This window comes from Chryseobacterium sp. PMSZPI, assembly GCF_002835665.1.
Classification (GTDB): domain Bacteria; phylum Bacteroidota; class Bacteroidia; order Flavobacteriales; family Weeksellaceae; genus Chryseobacterium.
The window spans coordinates 20,999-41,966 of record NZ_PIZV01000055.1 but is presented as its reverse complement, the minus strand read 5'-3'; the positions used below and the strand labels follow the sequence as shown (position 1 = coordinate 41,966).

The following is a 20,968-nucleotide window of genomic DNA, read 5'->3' as shown; positions in this document are numbered from 1 at the left end:
TTTTAGGTCTGAAAATTGTATAACAGAATGTTAAAAATAAACTTATCTTTGATAAAAAGCGCTCTATGAAAGAGATATTGAAAAACTACTCTGGGATTATATTTTTATTATTAGGAATCACTATTGGAAGCATCATCGGCATTGTTGCTCCTAATTTTGTAGAATATATTAAGCCTTTGGGGGATATTTTCCTTAATCTTCTTTTTGTAAGTGTAGTTCCTTTGGTGTTTTTTGCAGTTTCAAATTCTATAGCTTCTTTGGAGCAGCAATCAAAATTTGGAAGGATTATACTTGTAATGGCTCTTACTTTTTTATTCTTCATCCTCACTGCAGCTATTTTCACAATAGTTATGGTCTACTTTTTTCCTGTTTCGGGAGTTTCCGGAAGCTCGGAGATCATTACTGAAGCGGCTAATAATGACACTTGGGGAAATAGAATTGTCAGTTTCTTTACTGTAGGCGAATTTACAGAACTCTTCTCGAGAAGGAATATGCTAGCCCTTCTGGTTTTTGCTTTTTTGACGGGATTTGCAGCAAGGAAAACCGGGGATGCAGGGCAGCCTTTCAGAATTTTTATTGCATCAGGATATGAAGTCATGAAAGAACTTCTCTTATTGGTTATGAAACTTGCTCCAATTGGTTTAGGGGCTTATTTCGCTTATCAGGTAGCTACTTTAGGACCTCAGCTTTTTGGATTTTATGGGAAACCTTTAGGGCTCTATTATATTGCGGGAGTTATTTACTTTCTTGTATTTTTTTCTCTTTATGCTTTTATGGCTGCCGGACAAAAGGGGGTTAAAAATTTCTGGACTAATGCCATTTATCCCTCCCTTACAGCCATAAGTACCTGTAGTAGCTTTGCTACCATGCCTGCCAATTTACAGGCAGCCTCTAAAATTGGAATCCCTAACTCAATTGCTAATCTTGTGATTCCTATTGGAACGACTCTGCATAAAAACGGTTCCTCAATGTCTTCCATTATCAAAATTTATGTTGCTTTTTTGATTATCGGAAAAGATTTCTTTGACCCTGCCAATCTGCTGCTTGCTTTAGGAATTACAGTATTTGTAAGCATCGTGGCAGGTGGTATTCCAAATGGTGGATATATTGGCGAAATGTTGATGATTTCAGTATATAAATTACCTCAGGAAGCCATTCCTGCTGTAATGATTATCGGAACATTGGTAGATCCTTTGGCAACTGTTTTAAATTCAGTAGGAGATATTGTAGCGGCGATGTTTGTCAATCGGTTTGTGAAAGTCACCTCCTGATGTAGCTCCAATCATCAATCTTCTTACGATTGAGAATAAAGATGTTATTCACTCCGTTTTACAGGCTCCAGGTTTTCATATTCTTCAGGAGTAAAAAGTTTGTAATGTACTTTAAAGGTTTTACCTAAAGGTGTTTCCAATGAAAAACCTCCGGGACCGAATCCATCCGTCACATCTAATGTAAAATGGGAATATTTCCAATATTCGAAGAGATCTCGGTCTATCCAAAATTCATATCCGTCAATGGTTCCGATCATAGCATCATTCATCCGGGGGAAAAAGCCTCCTTTTTCAAAACATTGCGGCTGAGTACCTTCACAACATCCTCCTGCCTGGTAAAACATGAGCTCCCCGTATTTATTTTCCAGTTCCCGAATCACTTCAAGAGCCTTTTCTGTTACGGAAAGTCTTTTTGTTTTCGTTTCCATTTCATTTATTTTGATTATTGATAAAGCAAGAATTATTCTTCGTATTTGATATGTACCATACGATGCTAGCTTTTTATTAAAAAATCCGGACTACAATTTTTGCGTGAGGGATAAAAAGGGCGGCGAGGAACGAGCCGGTACGATAGTACCGCAACGAAGTGAAGCCCTGGATAGCCCGACCGTTTTGCTCTGGATTTTCCAGAGCAAAGCGGGCACGCCTTTAGTATTAAAAAAAGCCTAACTTATTTTTATTATAGGAAATCAACATATTTTTCGTCTGACGGTAGTGATCAAGCATCATTTTATGATTTTCTCTCCCAATTCCTGATTGTTTGTAACCTCCAAAAGGGGCTCCTGCCGGATATGAATGATACTGATTCACCCAAACTCTTCCTGCCTGAATCTGACGTGGAATATTATACAACTGGTGTGCATCTCTTGTCCAGACTCCTGCTCCAAGTCCATAAATAGTATCATTGGCTATTTTTATGGCTTCTTCCTCATCTTTGAAAGTCGTAAAAGCGAGAACGGGACCAAATATTTCTTCCTGGAAAATTCTCATTTTATTGTTACCTTTAAAAATGGTAGGTTGGATATAGAACCCTTCTTCAAGATCCTCACCAAGGTTATTAATATCACCTCCTACCAACACTTCCGCTCCTTCATCTTTTCCCAATTGGATATAAGAAAGTATTTTATCTTTCTGGATCTGAGAAGCCTGTGCGCCCATCATCACTGTTTTATCCAATGGATTTCCTACTTTGATCGCTTTCACTCTTTCAATTACTTTTTCAATAAAAGCATCTGCAATTCTTTCCTGAACCAACAGCCTTGAAGGACATGTACAAATTTCCCCTTGATTCAGGGCAAAAAGAACAGCACCTTCAATCGCTTTATCCAAAAATTCATCATCTGCATCCATTACAGAGTTGAAAAATACATTGGGTGATTTCCCTCCTAATTCTAACGTCACAGGGATAATATTTTCTGTTGCATACTGCATTACCAGGCGTCCCGTAGCTGTGGAACCTGTGAATGCTGCCTTTGCCACTTTGGGATTAGTTACTAAAGCTCTTCCTAATTCTGCTCCAAAACCGTTTACAATATTAATCACTCCAGCCGGTAATAAATCTCCAATCAATTCCATTAAAACCATAATGGAAACCGGTGTACTTTCTGCAGGTTTTAAAACAACACAATTACCTGCCGCCAGTGCCGGAGCCAACTTCCATACTGCCATTAGTATAGGAAAATTCCAAGGAATGATTTGTGCAATTACTCCCAGCGGCTCATGTACGATAAGTGATACGGTATCTTTATCCAATTCGTTATGCGATCCCTCTTCTGCTCGAATCACTGAGGCAAAATACCTGAAATGGTCAATCGCCAGTGGTAAATCAGCTGCTAACGTTTCTCTCACTGCTTTACCGTTATCAATGGTTTCTACTATGGCCAGATATTCCAAATTTTTCTCAATCCTATCTGCTATTTTATTCAGAATAATGCTTCTTTCTGTAGATGAAGTATTTTTCCAAGTTTGAAATGCCTTATCAGCAGCATTCACTGCGAGGTCCAGATCTTCTTTTGATGAATGGGCTACCTGAGTAAAGTTTTTACCGTCAACCGGAGAAACAACATCAAAATATTGTCCATTAACCGGTGGGGTAAATTTTCCATCAATATAATTATCATATCTGTGTTTGAATTCCGGACGCTGTAAAAGTGTCGTTGATCTAGGTTCTGTAATTGTACTCATATTCGTTTTTATTTTCTGTTATGCCAAATTACATGTCCCTACGAAAAACCTATAGCACAATCGTACAAAAAAAGTGTAAAATAATATAGGTTTTCAATTTTATCATTTTATTAACAGCAACATACTTTCAAATTTTCTATATTTGATTAAATACTTGATTAAAAATATTTAGAAATGAGTAACAATAGCAAGATTTTATTAAACACTCCTGAATTACGCAAGGAAAGTCAGTTATTAAGTCTTGTTGAAAACCAGACAAAGTTCAATCTAAACAATTGTGAATTCAGTATCTATGAAACTCATAAAACAGCTTTTGGAGTAAAACTTCATTTCGAAAATCTTGCATTTACAGCAATGTTAAGAGGGAAAAAACATATGAAATTGGAAAATAGAACCAATTACTTTGACTATCTTCCGGGAGAAAGTATTTTAGTTGCTCCCGGTGAAACAATGGTTATTGATTTCCCTGAGGCTGATGAAACTCCGACACAATGTATCTCATTAAGTCTAAATCCGGTTTTTATAGAGGACTCTTTAAATTATTTAAATTACCATCTTCCTAAAATAGATGAAACCTCACAATGGAATATTCAGTTGAGTGAATATTTTCTATTTAATAGCCAGGCATTGGTCTCTGCCACTAATAATATCATGCGAATTGCCATGGATGATAATTCTCAAAAAGATATTATGGCAGATTTTGCATTGAAAGAGCTTTTGATAAGGTTAATGCAAACCCAGGCAAGAAGCATGGTTGAAAAAAATATGGTAAAAAATAGATCAAGAATGGGATTTGTTGTAGACTATATCAAAAGAAATCTTCATCAAAAATTGTCTATTGAAAGTATTGCAAAGCTTGCTTATGTAAGTAAGTCCAATTTTTTTAAAATGTTTAAAGACGAATTGGGCACCTCTCCTAATGATTTTATTTTGCAGGAACGAATTAACAAAGCCAAAGAATTATTGGCAGGACAAAATACCATTAAAGAAACCGCTTTTCAGACTGGTTTTTCGGATACTAATTACTTTACCAGAGTATTTAAGCAAATAGAAGGAATAACGCCTAAAAGTTACCAAAACAGAATTATTTTCCGTGAATAGTATATGATTGGATATTACAATAGAAAGAGCCCCGTTGTAGACGGGGCTCTTATATATATATTAAAAAATTAATTCTTAATATTTGTCATTCTGTTCAACATTTGGGTTAGCAGAAATTTCTCTGATTGGAATAGGTAATGTATATCTGTAATCACCATTTGGAAGATTGTTAACCGGGATAATATCATCCGTGGGGTTTCTGTCCATGCTTACATTAGCCAATGCACCAAGTCTCTTCAGGTCAAGAAAACGGTGTCCCTCAAGTGCTAATTCAATTCTACGTTCTTTTAAAATATCAGCATAAGCAAATTGTGCATCTGTATAAGTAGGAGTAGTAGCAGATCCTTCATAATTTCTTGCTTCTCTTACTTTCTGAATCAGATCATGAGCAGCTGAAAGATTTCCTGCAGCTACTTCTGCTTCTGCCAAGATGAAATACATTTCTGACAATCTGAAAACTTTTACATCGTTTCTGGTTGCCGTACTTGTTTTACCAGGGTATTTATCAATAACCAATGCATCATTTCTAGTTGCCCCTGCTGTTGCACTGGCATAATTAGCATTAACCTTGGAAGTAGGATCAACGTAAGCATACTTTCTGACATCTCCAGGAATATTCTGGAACAGGTTATATAGGTTTCTTCCCCAGAACCACATTGGAGTACCTGTAATATTAGACTGGTTTGTATTCCATCTTGAACCAATGGTACCTCCGGCTCCTAATGGAAGTCTGTTTAGAGAGAAGATAATTTCACCTCTTGATGAGTCATTCCAAAGATTCCTATATGGATTGAAAGAAGTTGCTACATTGTAAAATTCTTTAGACCAAGCACTTGCAGGATCATTCGCTGCAATAACAGGAGCCGATGTTGTTACAATAGGATTAGCCACAGTAAGCTTTAAATTGGTTCCAGTAATTACTTCATTTGCATATTGTTTTGCCAAAGGCATATTTCCTCTATACAAGTTAAAACGAGCAGTTACAGCGTTCACAAATCCTTTATCAGCAAAATATCTTGCTCCTTGGTCAGCAGTAGAATAAGCTAATATTCCTCTTGCGTAATCTAAATCAGCATTAATGAAATCATACACCTCTTGGTTTTTAGCTCTTGGTAATTGTGCATCCGTAGCAGGAACATCCTTCAGAAGAATTACTCCTAACGCATTAGGATTCTTCATATCTTTAGAAAAATAAGCTTCTAACTGTACATAACAATATGCTCTGATTGCTCTTGCTTGTGCAAGGATCGCATCGTATTGTTTCTGTTCGTCTGAATTGGCAGGTGTAATTTTCTTTGCCCCTTCAAGAAGTCTGTTAACTCTGTTTATTACTTTATAGTTATTCAACCAAATTCCATCACTTGAAGAAGTACTTACTGTTCCTCCTGTTACAACAGCACTGGATGGATCAAGGAAATATCTGTGTAGTGAATATTCCTGTCCTCCACTTCCAGATCCCGGCTTTACTTCATCTGTAAATACAGCAGTGAAATAAATTTCATCAATCGGATCTAACTGAGCATATACAGATCCATTTAAAACTTCGCTTAGATTAGCAACACTAGTATACAGGTCTTGCTCCTGTAATTCTCCTGGCTGCTTAATATCAAGAGCATCCTGACAGCCGGTTAATGTAAATGCAGCAGATGATAAGGTTGCTACAACTAATATTGTATTTATAATTCTTTTCATAACTTTTCTCTATTAAAAATCAACATTTAAACCTACAGATACGGTTTTTGGGTTAGGGTAAACATTTAGTGAATACGAGGTAATTGGCTCTGGATCGAATCCTTTCCAATCTGTCCAAGTGTAAAGGTTTTCTGCCTGAACAAATACTTTAATACCTCTTACCGGCAGCTTGCCCAATTGATCTTTGCTAAAGTTATATCCTAAAGTAATATTTTTCAGTCTTATGAAATCTGATCTGTGTAAGAACCTGTCTGAAGAGCCTAAGCTTAAGTTATTGGCTTTTAATGCTGGTACATCCGTATCTCTGTTATCGGGAGTCCAAGCATTCAATAAGTCAGCAGAAAGATTTCTATTAGCGGCTGCACTTGGGTCCATAATCCATGATTGTAAGTTATCATAGATCCATCCTCCTTGTTGGAAAGAGAATAATGTATCCAGGAACCATCCTTTGTGTTGGAAGTTGAATCCGAAACCACCTGTAAACTTAGCGTATCTTGATTTTCCGGTTAGTACTCTGTCTGCAGATGTCGGAGCTTCAGTGACATTTCCATTTTTGTCAAGGAATTGTAAATTTCCATTATCACGATTTACTCCCACATATGTATATAGCTGATATTGACCAGCAGGTCCACCAATAGCATTTACCACATCTCCTGCAAGATTTTCGCTGTTCATAGAAACGATCTTGTTAGAGTTGTATGCAGCGTTGGCGAAAATGGATAATTTTGTATTTTGGTTTCTGATCACATTATATTTGATCAATCCTTCAATACCTTTGTTATCAAGAATTCCGTCATTTCCTCTGATTGAATAGTATCCTGTAACTGCCGATCTTTGAAGATCGTTGAACATTCTTGATGTTCTTTTTTGATAGTAATCAACACTACCTTCGATCAATCCTTTAAAATTAAAATCCAACCCGATGTTACTTTGTTTCACCTGTTCCCACTCTAGGTAAGGGTTTGATAAGTTAACAAAATTGTATCCTAACATATTCTGATATCCTGAAAAACCGCTATATAGATCAAGGAAGTTATTCGGAAGTAAAGCTAATGGGTTAGCATTATCTGTTACTATTCCTAAATTCTGGTTACCAGTAGTACCAATGGAAGCTCTTAATTTAAGCAGTCTGAATCCAGAATTAGCCATGAAGTCTTCTTTATCGATATTCCATCTTCCTGCTACTGACCAGAAAGTCTCCCATCTGTTGGTAGGAAGGAAACGGTAAGATCCATCTCTTCTTACCACCCCACTTACTCCGTACTTATCTTTGTAATCGTAGTCTACTGTAGCAAAATAAGCTAATGTACCTGCAGTTACTTTTGAAGCACTGTTAGAAGGTCTGTAAATGTTTGGGGTATCCGGGTTAAAAGGAATATAACCTGTTCCTGCACCAAACTCCCACTGCAATGGATTCAGACCATTTTGTCTTTGGAAAGTTGAACTGACATGAGCCTTGATGTAATCCATGTATGCTGCAGCAGTAATTGTATGATCTCCAAAAGATTTATTGAATGTAATATTCGTAATACTGTTGAATGTTAAATCTCTTGTAGTCGTAAAATCTTCATTACCTCCATATCTGGAACCGTCTGAATTAGCAACACTTATAGAAAGATATCCTAGTGGAGATCTTGCGAAAATTCTCTCATATTGCTTGTACTCGATACCTGTTCTGTTTCCAACGCTTAAATAATCTGTAATTTTATAGTTTACATTAGCATTAGCAGAAATACTTAATTCTGTAAATCTGTTTCTGATTCCTCCGTTGATGTTGTCTTGAAGAACCCATTGTCTGTTATTTGTTGCATCGGTCTTAATGGCATTAAATAGCTCCTGTCCGTTAGCATATGGAGAAGGTCCGATATAAGGTCTTGAAAGGATTCCTCCAAATAAAGGATTCTGAAGTGTATTGTTGGCAATACCTGAATTCGTTTCATCATCCAATTGGTTTCTCTTAGAGTATCCTAACCCCACGATAGCCCCAAAAGATAGTTTTCCATCTTTAGACTTACCATTAAGGTTGTTTCTCATTGTAAATCTTTTGAAATCTGTAGATCTTACAGTACCTTCACTATCAAGATATCCTAATGAGAAAAAGTTATTGATGTTTTCGCCACCTCCAGTAATGGAAAGATTATGTTGTTGAGAAATTCCTACACGGGTAAACTGTTTGTTCCAGTCCGTATTAACTCCCCAGTTATTAATCTGATCGTTAGATAGAGTAGCTCCTAAACCTGTCTGTAAATTCTTCTGAAGTAATAACAATTGTTGGCCATTTGCCATATTGTAATCAGCATTAGGCAATTTACTAAATGAAGAAAGAGCATCATAAGAAACTTTTAATCCAGAATTAAATTTCCCTCCTTTTGTTGTAATTACCACAACTCCATTTGCTGCTCTGTTTCCATAGATTGCTGTTGCCTGAGCATCTTTCAAGATACTGAAAGTTTCAATATCATAAGAGTTTAAATTTCTAAACTGAGATCCAGAAGTAATCACCCCATCTACAACATACAAAGGATCTGTAGATCCATTAAGGGAACTGGCACCTCTAATTAGTATATTGAATTTACCAGAACCTGGAGAACCTGACGCAGAGTTCACTACAATCCCTGGGGCTGTCCCTTGAATTGAGTTTAATACTGAGATATTAGGTCTATTTTCTAAAGTTTCAGCACCTACTGTTACAGAAGATGTTGTAGTTTTAGCTTTTGTAGCTGTTTTACTATATCCTAAAACAACGACTTCCTCAATCTTAGTTTCTTTGTCTTTTTTAGAATCTTTCTCCTGAGCGAATACAGCCTGTCCTGTAAAAAACAAAACTCCGGCTGTCAAAACACGTAACTTCACATTCATATTAACACATTTTAATATATTCAAGTGACAAATATGTTAATAAATATCTACAACATCAATTTATTAAAAGCCGAAAACCCACATCCAGAGCAGGCATATTCATAAGGATCTCAAAAAAAAGATAAAGAAAATTTTTTATTACTTTTAAAAAATTAACAAAAACAAAAGCAATTTTAAAATTAACAGAATTTTAATAAATAGTAAAATTAAAATCAAAGTAAATCATTTTTACAAAACAACGAAAAAAAATAAACCAAATAAATTAAAAATAACGAAAAATATAAAACAAAACATTTCTGTTTTTTTGAATAAATAGAGAATTTTAACGCTAATTTTAGTTAAAAAAGAGAGTAAAAAGCGTTAAAAAAATCTACCTCTGCCAACTGTACTAAAGTTTGAATTAAATTTTTGTTAATTATCCAATCCTGTTAATGTATTTATTCTGTTAGTTTCTGATTGTGAAACAAAAAGCGAATTTATATATTCCAAAATAGTTCATTATGGAAACTTTGCTATCTCTTATCTATTACAAACAGTCGACATTTGCTTTCATTATTATGATTTCTGAAAATATATACAGATTTACAAGTTTTTTCAATATGTATTAATTACTTCTTCAATAAAAATTGATTGATAATATTATGATTAACAGAGTTAAATAATACTTCCCTATCATAAGTAGCAAAAAAAGCTCTACTAAGTAGAACTTTTTTATTATTAATTAATCATTCTTCTAATATCCGGGGTTTTGCTTAATTCCAGGATTTATATTGATTGCCTCAATTGGAATTGGCCATTGCCATTTATCACTTGTAGATGACAGCATAAGTGTTGGGGCCGGACTCCCTCCTCCGCTACTTAATGCACCTTGATTAGGCCTTGTTAAACCTAATCCTAATCTTTTTAAAGTATACCATCTGTCAGCTTCTCCCATTAATTCCAACCTTCTTTCTTTTTGAATCTCATCCCATAACGCAGTTCCTGTTATATTTAATGGAGTATAATCAGAATATCTTGATTGTCTTAAAATATTAAGTAAAGCCAAAGCTCTAGCCGGGTTGGAATCAAAAGCAGCTTCAGCACCATTGAGGTAGACTTCAGCAGTTCTAAGGTATTTATAATTTACAACATTTGGCAAAGAACCTCTCGTATTATATTTAATTACATTGACATAACTTTGTCCGGAATAAGCGCTCACCTGAAAATAAGTATTTTTTCTAATATCAGTGTCTTTATATAAATTATAGAAATCTCGATAAAGTACAAACTCCGATCTAATGGCTCCTCCCACAATCTGATTATAAGAAACTCCCATAGTAACTCTTTCTGCATCTGAATTTAATATTTCAAATAAAGTTCCATCCTGATTGGTACTATTCCAAACTAAAGGAAAATTATTGATAGATCCTACACTTGGAGATAACGTAATAGATTCTTCTGCTGCAGACAAAGCTTTTGCTTTATCTCCCTTAAATAAATAAACTCTGGAAAGTAATCCTGCTACAGCTGCTTTATTCAAACGACCTTTTGAGAAAGGTGCGGGCGTACTATTAGTAGTTGGAATATTTGTTTTTGCAAATTCCAAATCATTGATAATCTTATCATACACCTGTGCAACATTTAAATCCCTGGTAACCGGATTATTAGATGTAGTAGTCATATAAGCAATTCCAAGAGAGTTATTTGCATCTGTGGATTGTGTTGGGATTTTACAATATGCTCTAGCAATATCAAAATGAAGAATTCCTCTTAATGCTCTCGCTTCAGCTTCAACCTGCAGTGTTTCAGCAGGAGAAAGAATTCCTTTATTTAAATTTTCCAAAACAAAATTAGCCCTAGAAATAGCAAAATATGCGGCTCCATATAAAGTTGTAGTTTGACCATCATCCGACCCAAACTCTAAAAGCCAAGCCCTATTATTTGTTAACCTTCCTGTTGGGCTCTGAATCAAATTATCAGAAGTCAAATCAGCCAAAATATTCTGATTACCGGAATCTCCGGAAAAATATCCAGGACTTTTCATAGCATCATAAATACCATCTAAAGCAAACCTATAATCTGATGATGTTTTAAATGCTGCATCAACAAATGTATTTGTATTTGAAAATTGATCCAATTCTCTTTCACACGAAACATTCGCAAAAAGAGTAAGTACTAAGCACGATATAATTATTCTTTTCATTTTTTAAATTTTAAAATTCCACTTGAACACCAAACATAAATTGTCTTACAGCAGGATAACTAAACAAGGCATATGAACCAGAAACATAAGTCTGAGAAACACCTAATTGATTTTCTCCCGAACCGACAGCTACTTCAGGATCTCCTTTGAAACTTGTCCATGTTAATAAATTTTGTCCTTGCACATATACTCTAATTGAATTTACAGGAATACTCTCACCTAAAGTTTGCTTACTAAATGTGTATCCTACCATCAATGTTCTAAATCTAAGATAATCTGATTTCTCTAAAAATTGGTCAGAATCCCTTAATCCCACTGCCGTTGGTTTAGGTAGAACATTAGTATCTCCAGGATTTTTCCAATAATTAAAAGCATCTGTACTCATATTATTTGTTCTGGATGATGCACTTTGTAAAATTTTCGTTTGATAATTGTAAGTGTAAGCTCCCGTTTTAAATGAAAAATCTGCAGAAAGATCGAACCCATATGCCTCTAAAGTAAAACCAAATCCTCCAAAGAACTTTGGAATAGGGCTTTTATTAGTAAGATCTTTAATATCTGCTGTCGCATTATATACATCTGTTGCTGTCCTTCCGTTGATGGTATAAAAATTCTCACCAGCATCAGGTGTAGCTCTGTCCGTATAATATAATGCTTTTCCATCAGCCGGATTAACTCCTGCATATTCTACCAATCTGTAGAAATATGGAGTTTCTCCTACTTTTAAGCTTGTCTCACCAAGATTTCTTTGTGTACTAACCCCATCGAGGGACGTTATTTTAGATCTTTGCCATGTAGAATTTCCTCTTAATGAAAGTTTCAGATTCTTCTTTCTGATTACATCAAAAGTAAATTCCGTTTCAAGTCCTTCATTACGCATATCTCCAAGGTTCCGATAGACAGAATAATTTCCCGATTCATATGGTAATGGTAACAATTGAATAAAATCATTTCTATCTGCTCGGTAAACCTCTATAGCACCTCTGAACCTATTATTAAGAAATGCAAAATCAATTCCTAAATCCGTTGTTTTATTAGTTTCCCATTTGATATCCGGATTTCCTGCTATAGTGGTTGGAGTCATTGTTGCTCCAGTTCCATAATCTCCATAAGAAACATAACCAACATTGGCAAAATTTGGAATACTTCTATCATTTCCCACGGTCCCATAAGATCCTCTTAATTTAAGTTCATTGAAAAAGCCACCATTAAGAAATTCTTCTTTAGCTATATTCCATGCTAAACTTCCACTCCAAAATATTCCAGATTTATTGTTTGCACCAAATTTCGAACTTTTATCCTGGCGAATAGATCCGGTAATCAAATATTTCTTTTTATAATTATATTCAAATAACCCCAATAAAGAAAACAAAGTGCTTTTTACTTTATCTCCGGTAAATGTATTTTTATCTGAAGGTATTGTATTTGAAGGAGCATCGGAATTAGGGTTTTTATAATTAGTCCCACTTGCTGCAATATTTTCGGTAAATTCACTATTAAACTCTACAACCCCTGTAGCACTAATAAAATGATCCTCAAATTGTTTTTTAAAATCTATTCTATTCCCATAAATATAGTTGAATGAATAAAATGTAGTTTTCCTAAGGGTACCTAATCCAGCTGCTCCGTTTACAATAACATCAAGCTGAGATCCTCGTTTCAAATTATTTGTATTCACTAAGTTATCATACAATGTATTAAAATACATTCTATAAGATAAATTCTTATTAATCTTATATTCTCCGAAGACATTTCCCGTTAATCTTAATCTTTGCTCATAATCAAGATTATTCCTTAATGCTTCAATAATGTTAAAACCCTGTCTTAAATTATAATTATATGATCCATCAGGATTATATACAGACTCAAAAGGGTTATATCGATACATTGAACCAAAAGGACTCTGAGCATTATTTCTATCTCTAACATTTTGTGTATACTGATAAGCTATTCCAAGATCCAACCCAACTTTTAATTTATCACTAAGATTATTTTCAAAATTAAATCTTCCAGTATATCTATCCAGTCCGTTAATATCACGAACAATACCATTATCTTTATCATACCCTAAAGAGTAATAGAATTTATTTTTTTCACTTCCACCCCTTGCTGAAAACAAATAGCTTTGTAAAAATGAGGTTCTTAAAATATCTTTCTGCCAATTATGGTCTAATTTTAAGAGCTCTTGCTCCTGATTTGCAGTATAATTTGGTAGTCCAGACAAACCTAAAGCTCTCATTTCTCTTTCATATTGTAATTTCTGAGCAGAATTCATCATTTCAAAATTCAATTCTTTATCGGAAATCTTTTGAGAAAACCCTAATCTATTTTCAAATGAATATTGTGTTCTTCCATTTCTTCCTTTTTTTGTCGTCACTACAACAACCCCATTCGCTCCTCTGGAACCATATTGAGCTGTTGCAGCAGCATCTTTTAAAACAACCATATTTTCAACGTCATTTCCATTTACGGCGTTAAATTGTCTGGCAGTCATATAAATACCATCCACAACATATAGTGGCTCCGAATTCCCACTAAATCCGGAAATACCACGAATATTAATCTCAGCTGTTGATCCGGGCTGCCCATTTCTTGATTGAACAAATACTCCCGATGCCCTACCTTGAAGCATATTCCCCACAGAAGTAGTTGGTGTTTGTGTTTTTAATTCATCAGCAGTAATAGTAGATTGGGCTTGAGCAATTTCATCCTTTGCCTTTTTCTGATATCCTGTAACAACAACTTCATCAATTTTATTTTCTTGAAGAACAGTATCCTTTTTCACTTTTTGTGCCCAGGCTGTTTGTCCTATAAAAAACAATGCTCCGGCACTTAATACACTTAGTTTCACATTCATATTTAACAAATTTTAATATATACCATCAACAAATATGTCAATAAATACCAATATTTTCAATTTATAAAACACTGCAAAACAAGCTATTAACAAGCACTAATTTCATTAAAAAACAATAAAAAGGTTAGACTAAAAAGTGATAATTTAGAAAAAAGTAAAAAAATCCTTAAGTACTTAATATTAACAGAATTTTAACAACCATTAAAAAATTCGTTAGGTTAAATCAAATTCAAGAAAACAATAAAAAATATAAACAGAATACATATTTTTAATAAATAAAATATAATATTTTAAATTTTCAATTCGCATAAAAATCACCAAAATCATATTAAATTATTAAAAAAACATACAAAAACACTAATAAAAAAGAAAGCACTCCATTATCCGGAGTGCTTTTTATCATTTTAGAAGTAAAAATATTAATCTTGGTAATTATAATATCTGGCTCCATCTAAAACAGGATTTTCCGATTCTATAGATACTAATCCAAATCCTTTATATTTTGAATTCACAGACTGATCCAATTGTTTTCTATGCAGCTTCTCATACGTTTCAAAATTGATAGGAATTCTGTTGTTTAAATTTTCAAATAAATTCCACTTTTCAACAACTTTTTTCCAATTCTCTGATATTTTCCCCGCAAAAACTTTTGACTTTGAACCACTTCCATATCCAAAGAAACCTATTTCCTTACCGGATAGTTCTTCATTCTCATTAAAAGAGGTTTGTAATGCTGAAAGAAGTGCCATAAAAATAGAAGCCGTATACATATTCCCAATTTCGGAAGATGCTCTCTGTGTTCTTTCTATTTTGTTATTGATAAGTTGAAGATAATTTTCTGATTTTGCCACTGCCTTTTGTTCATCCGGAGTCACATAGGAAAGTCCGTTTTCAATACTATAAATTTCTGTAAACACTCTTTTTCCGTGAAAAGCATAGGGTAAATGGAAAATAAGATATTCCCAGTTTTCATATGGGTTGGCCTTATGTGTTATTTCTTTATAATGCTGATAAGCTTCTCTTATTCTATCCTGATAGCATTGATTGGAATACTGTCCATCAAAAACAGGCTCATCAGTAAAAATCTCAATGTTGTCAGGATAAGCTTCGGGAGCATTTCTTAAATCTTCTTTTTTATATTGTCTTCTTGGTTTAAAAAAGTCAAAAACGCTTTCTGAAGCAATTCCCCACTGGTTTTCAATTTCCAGTAAATCCGGTTTTGAAGAAATCAATAGTGCAACAGCACCTCCACCTTGTGTATATTCTCCGGAAGATGCCAATTCATATTTTGCATAATCACTGGCAATAACTATTGCTTTTTTATCCGGATTTACCCTTACAAAATCAAGAGAGTTGTGTAAAGCATCTACCCCTCCCACACATGCAAAAGTCATATCTACAATATCACAGTTTTTGAAACTTCTTTCCCCAAACTCTTTTTCCAATACTTTTTCTACCATCTGTACAGCGTAAGAAGCTGTAGGTTTGGCAGCATCCAGTGCACTTTCTGTACCCAGATATACCCTTGCAATTTCTTTCGGATTAATATTATAATCTTTAATAAGTTTCAATAGTGCTTCCGCCGCAAAGGTTGCCGAATCTTCATGAACGTCAGGCAAAGCCATTTTATGCAATCCTAATCCTTTTTCCAATTTTGCCGGTTCTATTCCTCTTTTCTCCGCTAAATCCTTAATCTCCAAATATAAACCAGGCACATAATAGCCCGCAGCCTCAATTCCAAAAGTCATTTTATATAAATTTTTATACGAATTTATAAAATGTAGTCTGAATAACCTTTCAATATCGCCACTTTTTAGTTATCTGTTAATAACTCTACTTTTTTCAATAACAAAAAACAGCATTACAAAAATTGCAATGCTGCTTTTATATTTTAAATAAATCGCTTGAAATTATTTAAAGTTTTCAATTGCTTTATTCAGAGCATCAATTTGTTTGTTGATACTTTCTGCTTTCTGAGGATTCTGTTTCAGTAATTCCATTTTTTTACTTAAGCCGTCTTTAAGCATTTGAACTACCATCATCTTTGCCTGTGGGTTATCCGCCATCTGGTTTTTTGCATAGCCTAACATTTTGGTAATGTTTTCCACTGCTTTCAGGTTATCTGAAGCCATGATCCAGTTATAACCTTCCTCTGCAGTTTTACCTAATTCCGGATTCTGGAATTTAACAAATGGATAAAAAGCGGCTAAAGGAGCAATATACTCCATCTGAGAAGTTACTTTATTTTTAACAATAACCGGAAGGAAAGTAGCCAATAATTCGTCTGAAGCACCTTCCAGGTTAATCTTATCTACAAAGGCATTAGCCCTTGATGGATCAATCGTAATAATAGCACTTAGAGAGTTTCCTTTAACGGCATTGGAAACCGCATTAACTCCTTTTTCAAATATCGGAATGTATTTTTTATCTTTTGTTTTAGCTAAAGCAGCAATTGCAGCAGCCTGAGTCAAGGTTTTAGGGTCATTGGTTGCTAATTTTTCTACTTCTGTCCCTAAAGCTTTCATTTGTTCCGCATTGGTAAGGTCTATTAATTCCAATGCTTTATTTCTTATTCTAAAAAACGGATCTTTCAAAGCTGCAGCCAATAATTTTGTTACAGCCGGACTTTTTCCTGTCTGATCTTTTATTCCTGTTAAAGCCTTATACCTGCTTTTAAATTCTTTAGAATTTGTAAACTGTAATAAATTTTGCTCCGGAGTTTTATTATCTGTGACTTCAGCAACTAAAACTCCATCCGCATTAATATTAACCAGATCTGGAGTTTTGGAAACATCAAAATTAAAGGTATTTTGAGCATTCGCATTTACCCAAACATTATATCTTTTAGGCTTTCCGTTATCATACACATCGATGGCCAATGGAAACTCAAACATTTGATCCTGAGTCTGGTTAATAGTTACCGCCACCTGTTTTTTCACAGGTTCAAATGTGAATGTATAATTGATTTTCGGATTTCCACTTCCAAAATACCATTGATTAAAGAACCAATTTAAATCTTTACCGGATACTTTTTCAAAAGAAAGTCGTAATTGATGTGCTTCTGCATTCTGGTATTCATTTGTTTTCAGATAATCATTCATTCCTGCAAAGAAAGCATCATCCCCCAGATAATTTCTTAGCATATTAAGGATTCCTCCTCCTTTTTGATAAGTTACCAAATCAAAAACATCTTCACGGGAACCGTAATTGAATCTTACCAGATTTTTCTTAAAATCTGTCGGATTATGAAGATACATATTCACGTCAGACATCAGGTGATAATCTGCCTGATCTTTTCCATACTTATATTCATTCCAAAGATATTCGGAATAATTGGCAAAGGACTCGTTTACGGTAAGGTTACTCCAGCTTTCTGCTGTCACGAGGTCTCCAAACCAATGGTGAAATAATTCGTGCGCAATGGTATCTTCCCACTTATTTTCATCAATTAATTGTCCCGGTTTTTGAAGAATATCACTACCGTGAAGGGTTGCCGTTGTATTTTCCATGGCACCACTTACATAATTTCTTCCGGAAATCTGCGCATATTTTGGCCATGGGAAGTCATAGTTCATTTTTTTAGAGAAAAACTCTATCATTTCAGGAGTATTTCCGTAGATCTGCTTTGCATAAGGCTCGTATTCTTTTTCGATATAATAATCTACCGAGATATTTTTCCATTTATCTTTTACGATAGCATATTCTCCTACTCCCATGAAGAACAGATAAGTAGAGTGTCTTTTATCCATCACCCAATGATCGGTTCGCAATCCGTTGGATTCTTTCTGAGATTCTTTTAAAATACCATTGGAAAGTGTAACGTATTTATCAGGAACCGTCATGTAAATTTCCTGAGTGGTCTTTTGATTTGGTTTATCGATTGTAGGGAACCATGCAGATGAGGATTCCGTTTCTCCCTGTGTCCAAATTTGTGTTGGCATATTAGGTTCCGTTCCCTGAGCATTGATAAAATAAAGCCCTTTTGCATCATTAATCGCCATACTCCCCTGTTGTTTCACCTCATTTGGACGGGCGGTATATTTAATGTATACAGTATAATCCTGATTTTTCTGATAAGTCTTGTCCAGATTAATTTTTAAAATATCATCCTTGTACTCATATTTTAAAGGAGATTTTTTTCCATTATTATCAAGAGCAACTTCATGAATCAACATTCCTTTAGCATCAAGTGTTAATTCGTTTGTAGGATAAAAATAAGGAGTAGCAGTAAGCCATTCCTCCCCGTTCATTTGCTCTTTTTGATAATCGAAATTTACTTTTAACTTGGTATGTTTAAGTTCTGTTACCTTGGTATGAGTAGCTCTGTATATTTTTTCTCTTCCCGAAGTCTCCGTCTGTGCTGATACGTTTGTGGAAAATAAAATTCCAAGTATAGCAATCGATAAAATGGCCTTTCTCATCTGTCTACTTTATTATTTTTTAGAATTATTTTTTTATGATTATATCAAAAATATCATTAACAAGCGTTTCATAATCTCCTTTCTTCAACTGTTCTTTTGTTTTGGCAAAAGCTTTCTTCAGTTCACTTTCAGGGTTTTCTTCGTCAATAATATCTACGGAAGCAATTCCTTTAATCTGCAGTAAAATTTCTTTCAATTTTTCCACATCTGTATTTTCTTCAATACTAATTTTAAGTGATTTCATGATAAATAGGTAGATATTTCGTTCTTAAAGTTACAAAAAAAGTGGAGTTCATCGCTCCACTTCTATACTTTTATATATTGATATTAAACAGCTACAGGAGCTTTAATCCCCGGATGTGGATCATAATTCTCCAACGTAAAATCTTCAAAATTGAAATCGAAGATATCTTTAATCTCAGGATTTAGCCTCATTGTTGGAAGGGATCTTGGCTCTCTTGAAAGCTGTTTTTTCACTTGTTCAAAGTGATTATTGTAAATATGAACATCACCGAAACTATGAACATAATCTCCTACTTCCAAGTCACAAACCTGTGCAACCATCATTAACAATAAAGCATAGCTTGCAATATTGAATGGAACTCCAAGGAAAACATCCGCACTTCTTTGATAAAGTTGCAAAGACAATTTTCCATCTGCAACATAAAACTGAAATAGTGCATGACAAGGCGCCAGAGCCATATTAGGAATTTCTGCCACATTCCATGCTGATACAATTAATCTTCTGGAATCAGGATTCTTTTTGATCTGGTCAATAACTTCTGTAATCTGATCTACTATTTTTCCATCAGCTCCGGTCCAACTTCTCCATTGAGCACCGTAAACAGGCCCCAAGTCACCATTTTCATTAGCCCATTCATCCCAGATACTTACTCCGTTATCGTTAAGATATTTGATATTAGTATCTCCTTTTAGAAACCATAACAATTCGTAAATGATTGATTTTAAATGCACTTTTTTAGTCGTTACCAAAGGAAATCCTTTCGACAAATCATATCTTAACTGATATCCGAAAACACTTCTTGTTCCTGTACCGGTTCTATCGGTTTTATCGGTCCCGTTGTCTAAAATATGTTGTAAAAGGTCTAGATAGTTTTGCATTTTGAATGGAATTTTATGGTTCAAATTTAGTGAAAACCATCAAAAAAAGCATCCATTTTTATGAATGCTTTTTATAATAGCCATATCCGTTTTCTATTAAACATTTGTATACCTGCCAACTACGGGATATTATTTTTTTTATCATTTGACGACATCATAACACGGAAACACTTATCTCTTCACTGTTTCCATTGATGGATTTCAATTGGCCATATTTAGCTTTTTCAGTATACTTATCATTCCAGTAATCAAGGCGTACAGGACCAAACTTTATTAGTTTTTGATATTTACTATCATCAATAATATCTTTGGTTCCGTAATCAATTGAAATATCACCTATTGACTTCAGTTTTCCATACCGGCTGTTATCGATAATATCGTTCTCCCAATAATTGATAGCAAAGCTTCCAATTCTTTTTACTTTACCAAATTTTTCTTTATTAAAAACCGGATTGTCCCAATATTCGATCTTGATGTCTCCAATACTTTTTAATTTCCCATATTTCTCACTGTTTTTATCCATATCATCCCAATAATCTATTTTGACGTTACCAATACTTTTAAGTTTTCCATATTTATACTGATCAAAATATTTATCATCATAATATTCATATTTCCCATTCAGTTCCGGAGCATGAAAATCTACAATTTCGCCCTGAGAATTGAGGTTAATTACAAAACCGTCTATGGTCAGGTTTACAGATGTCAGATCGTAGGTCTTAGCTGAAACACCGGCACGAATTTGTGCATGAAGGAATAAGTTTCCCAATAAAAAGGCAAAGAGAAGTATTTTTTTTAATTTCATAATGGTGATAAAGTTTAATTCTACCAGATATTTTCAATATTCTGATTGATATTATTGATGGTAAATGCATCTCCCATTTTCTTGCCAAACATAGCCTTCACCAGTGGAGATTCTGCTGAAACCGTCATTATCTTCTGATTTTCAACAATAATTTCTCCCAGAGAAGCAGAAATATAGAACAATCCTTTATTGGTTTTCACCAACGCTCCGTTTTGAACTTTATCGGAAGGTTCTGATGAAATTTTTTGTAAAATAAATTGTTGATTCAAGACTTCGTTAAGCTGTCTTTGTAAATTATTGATTTCCTGTTGAAGCATTTCACGCCCAGTTTCATACTTATCTCCCATTGAACTCTTGGTATCGTTATTGGAAGCTCTTGTTTCCGCAATCAGGTTTTCAAAATATTGGATTTTATCTGTGATTTTTGATTTGACTATGTTTATTATTTCTTGTTTGTTCATTATGCAATACTGG

The 20,968-nt window shown here is 34.3% G+C and carries 14 protein-coding genes; 2 read left to right on the top strand and 12 right to left on the bottom strand.

Annotated features, from left to right (window positions below; genetic code table 11):
• Positions 1 to 65 precede the first annotated feature (65 nt).
• Complete coding sequence (locus CW752_RS10970; RefSeq protein WP_101239757.1) at positions 66 to 1,271, top strand: dicarboxylate/amino acid:cation symporter; 1,206 nt, start codon at positions 66 to 68, stop codon at positions 1,269 to 1,271.
• 44 nt (positions 1,272 to 1,315) lie between these two features.
• Here CW752_RS10970 and CW752_RS10965 read toward each other — a convergent pair whose 3' ends face one another.
• Positions 1,316 to 1,699, bottom strand: a complete 384-nt coding sequence (locus CW752_RS10965; protein WP_101239756.1) for a DUF779 domain-containing protein — start codon at positions 1,697 to 1,699, stop codon at positions 1,316 to 1,318.
• 226 nt (positions 1,700 to 1,925) lie between these two features.
• The gene (locus CW752_RS10960; protein ID WP_101239755.1) at positions 1,926 to 3,455 is read right to left on the bottom strand and encodes an aldehyde dehydrogenase family protein; all 1,530 of its coding nucleotides are present in this window, start codon (positions 3,453 to 3,455) and stop codon (positions 1,926 to 1,928) included.
• Between the two features lie 174 nt (positions 3,456 to 3,629).
• Between CW752_RS10960 and CW752_RS10955 the strand changes: the two genes are divergently transcribed.
• Positions 3,630 to 4,556 carry a helix-turn-helix transcriptional regulator gene (locus CW752_RS10955; protein WP_101239754.1) on the top strand — a complete coding sequence of 309 codons (927 nt, stop codon included), beginning with the start codon at positions 3,630 to 3,632 and terminating at the stop codon, positions 4,554 to 4,556.
• Positions 4,557 to 4,631: 75 nt separating this feature from the next.
• Here CW752_RS10955 and CW752_RS10950 read toward each other — a convergent pair whose 3' ends face one another.
• The 10 genes from CW752_RS10950 to CW752_RS10905 all read right to left on the bottom strand — a co-directional run bounded on the left by CW752_RS10950 (position 4,632) and on the right by CW752_RS10905 (position 20,955).
• A complete protein-coding gene (locus CW752_RS10950; RefSeq protein ID WP_101239753.1) occupies positions 4,632 to 6,248 on the bottom strand; it encodes a RagB/SusD family nutrient uptake outer membrane protein in 1,617 nt (538 codons plus the stop codon).
• A gap of 12 nt (positions 6,249 to 6,260) precedes the next feature.
• The gene (locus CW752_RS10945) at positions 6,261 to 9,107 is read right to left on the bottom strand and encodes a SusC/RagA family TonB-linked outer membrane protein (RefSeq protein ID WP_101239752.1); all 2,847 of its coding nucleotides are present in this window, start codon (positions 9,105 to 9,107) and stop codon (positions 6,261 to 6,263) included.
• 733 nt (positions 9,108 to 9,840) lie between these two features.
• Positions 9,841 to 11,289, bottom strand: coding sequence for a RagB/SusD family nutrient uptake outer membrane protein (locus CW752_RS10940; protein ID WP_101239751.1), 1,449 nt, complete (start codon positions 11,287 to 11,289; stop codon positions 9,841 to 9,843).
• 10 nt (positions 11,290 to 11,299) lie between these two features.
• Entirely contained in the window at positions 11,300 to 14,146 is a 2,847-nt protein-coding gene (locus CW752_RS10935; protein ID WP_101239750.1) for a SusC/RagA family TonB-linked outer membrane protein, read from the bottom strand.
• 419 nt (positions 14,147 to 14,565) lie between these two features.
• Complete coding sequence (locus CW752_RS10930) at positions 14,566 to 15,894, bottom strand: hydroxymethylglutaryl-CoA synthase family protein (protein ID WP_101239749.1); 1,329 nt, start codon at positions 15,892 to 15,894, stop codon at positions 14,566 to 14,568.
• Between the two features lie 162 nt (positions 15,895 to 16,056).
• On the bottom strand, positions 16,057 to 18,567 hold the full coding sequence (locus tag CW752_RS10925; protein WP_101239748.1) for a M1 family metallopeptidase: 2,511 nt from the start codon (positions 18,565 to 18,567) through the stop codon (positions 16,057 to 16,059).
• A 25-nt stretch (positions 18,568 to 18,592) separates the two neighbouring features.
• The gene (locus CW752_RS10920) at positions 18,593 to 18,811 is read right to left on the bottom strand and encodes a hypothetical protein (RefSeq protein ID WP_101239747.1); all 219 of its coding nucleotides are present in this window, start codon (positions 18,809 to 18,811) and stop codon (positions 18,593 to 18,595) included.
• An 83-nt stretch (positions 18,812 to 18,894) separates the two neighbouring features.
• Positions 18,895 to 19,689: a thymidylate synthase gene (locus CW752_RS10915; RefSeq protein WP_101239746.1), complete on the bottom strand. Its 795-nt coding sequence runs from the start codon at positions 19,687 to 19,689 to the stop codon at positions 18,895 to 18,897.
• Between the two features lie 154 nt (positions 19,690 to 19,843).
• Positions 19,844 to 20,494 (bottom strand): hypothetical protein, encoded by a 651-nt coding sequence (locus tag CW752_RS10910; RefSeq protein ID WP_101239745.1) that lies wholly within the window; start codon positions 20,492 to 20,494, stop codon positions 19,844 to 19,846.
• A gap of 20 nt (positions 20,495 to 20,514) precedes the next feature.
• Positions 20,515 to 20,955 (bottom strand): hypothetical protein, encoded by a 441-nt coding sequence (locus CW752_RS10905; RefSeq protein ID WP_101239744.1) that lies wholly within the window; start codon positions 20,953 to 20,955, stop codon positions 20,515 to 20,517.
• Positions 20,956 to 20,968 lie beyond the last annotated feature (13 nt).

What these genes read in the sequence shown, in the direction of transcription:
- CW752_RS10970 (WP_101239757.1), top strand. Translation starts at nt 66, where the DNA reads ATGAAAGAGATATTGAAAAACTACTCTGGGATTATATTTTTATTATTA.
- CW752_RS10965 (WP_101239756.1), bottom strand. Translation starts at nt 1,699, where the DNA reads ATGGAAACGAAAACAAAAAGACTTTCCGTAACAGAAAAGGCTCTTGAA.
- CW752_RS10960 (WP_101239755.1), bottom strand. Translation starts at nt 3,455, where the DNA reads ATGAGTACAATTACAGAACCTAGATCAACGACACTTTTACAGCGTCCG.
- CW752_RS10955 (WP_101239754.1), top strand. Translation starts at nt 3,630, where the DNA reads ATGAGTAACAATAGCAAGATTTTATTAAACACTCCTGAATTACGCAAG.
- CW752_RS10950 (WP_101239753.1), bottom strand. Translation starts at nt 6,248, where the DNA reads ATGAAAAGAATTATAAATACAATATTAGTTGTAGCAACCTTATCATCT.
- CW752_RS10945 (WP_101239752.1), bottom strand. Translation starts at nt 9,107, where the DNA reads ATGAATGTGAAGTTACGTGTTTTGACAGCCGGAGTTTTGTTTTTTACA.
- CW752_RS10940 (WP_101239751.1), bottom strand. Translation starts at nt 11,289, where the DNA reads ATGAAAAGAATAATTATATCGTGCTTAGTACTTACTCTTTTTGCGAAT.
- CW752_RS10935 (WP_101239750.1), bottom strand. Translation starts at nt 14,146, where the DNA reads ATGAATGTGAAACTAAGTGTATTAAGTGCCGGAGCATTGTTTTTTATA.
- CW752_RS10930 (WP_101239749.1), bottom strand. Translation starts at nt 15,894, where the DNA reads ATGACTTTTGGAATTGAGGCTGCGGGCTATTATGTGCCTGGTTTATAT.
- CW752_RS10925 (WP_101239748.1), bottom strand. Translation starts at nt 18,567, where the DNA reads ATGAGAAAGGCCATTTTATCGATTGCTATACTTGGAATTTTATTTTCC.
- CW752_RS10920 (WP_101239747.1), bottom strand. Translation starts at nt 18,811, where the DNA reads ATGAAATCACTTAAAATTAGTATTGAAGAAAATACAGATGTGGAAAAA.
- CW752_RS10915 (WP_101239746.1), bottom strand. Translation starts at nt 19,689, where the DNA reads ATGCAAAACTATCTAGACCTTTTACAACATATTTTAGACAACGGGACC.
- CW752_RS10910 (WP_101239745.1), bottom strand. Translation starts at nt 20,494, where the DNA reads ATGAAATTAAAAAAAATACTTCTCTTTGCCTTTTTATTGGGAAACTTA.
- CW752_RS10905 (WP_101239744.1), bottom strand. Translation starts at nt 20,955, where the DNA reads ATGAACAAACAAGAAATAATAAACATAGTCAAATCAAAAATCACAGAT.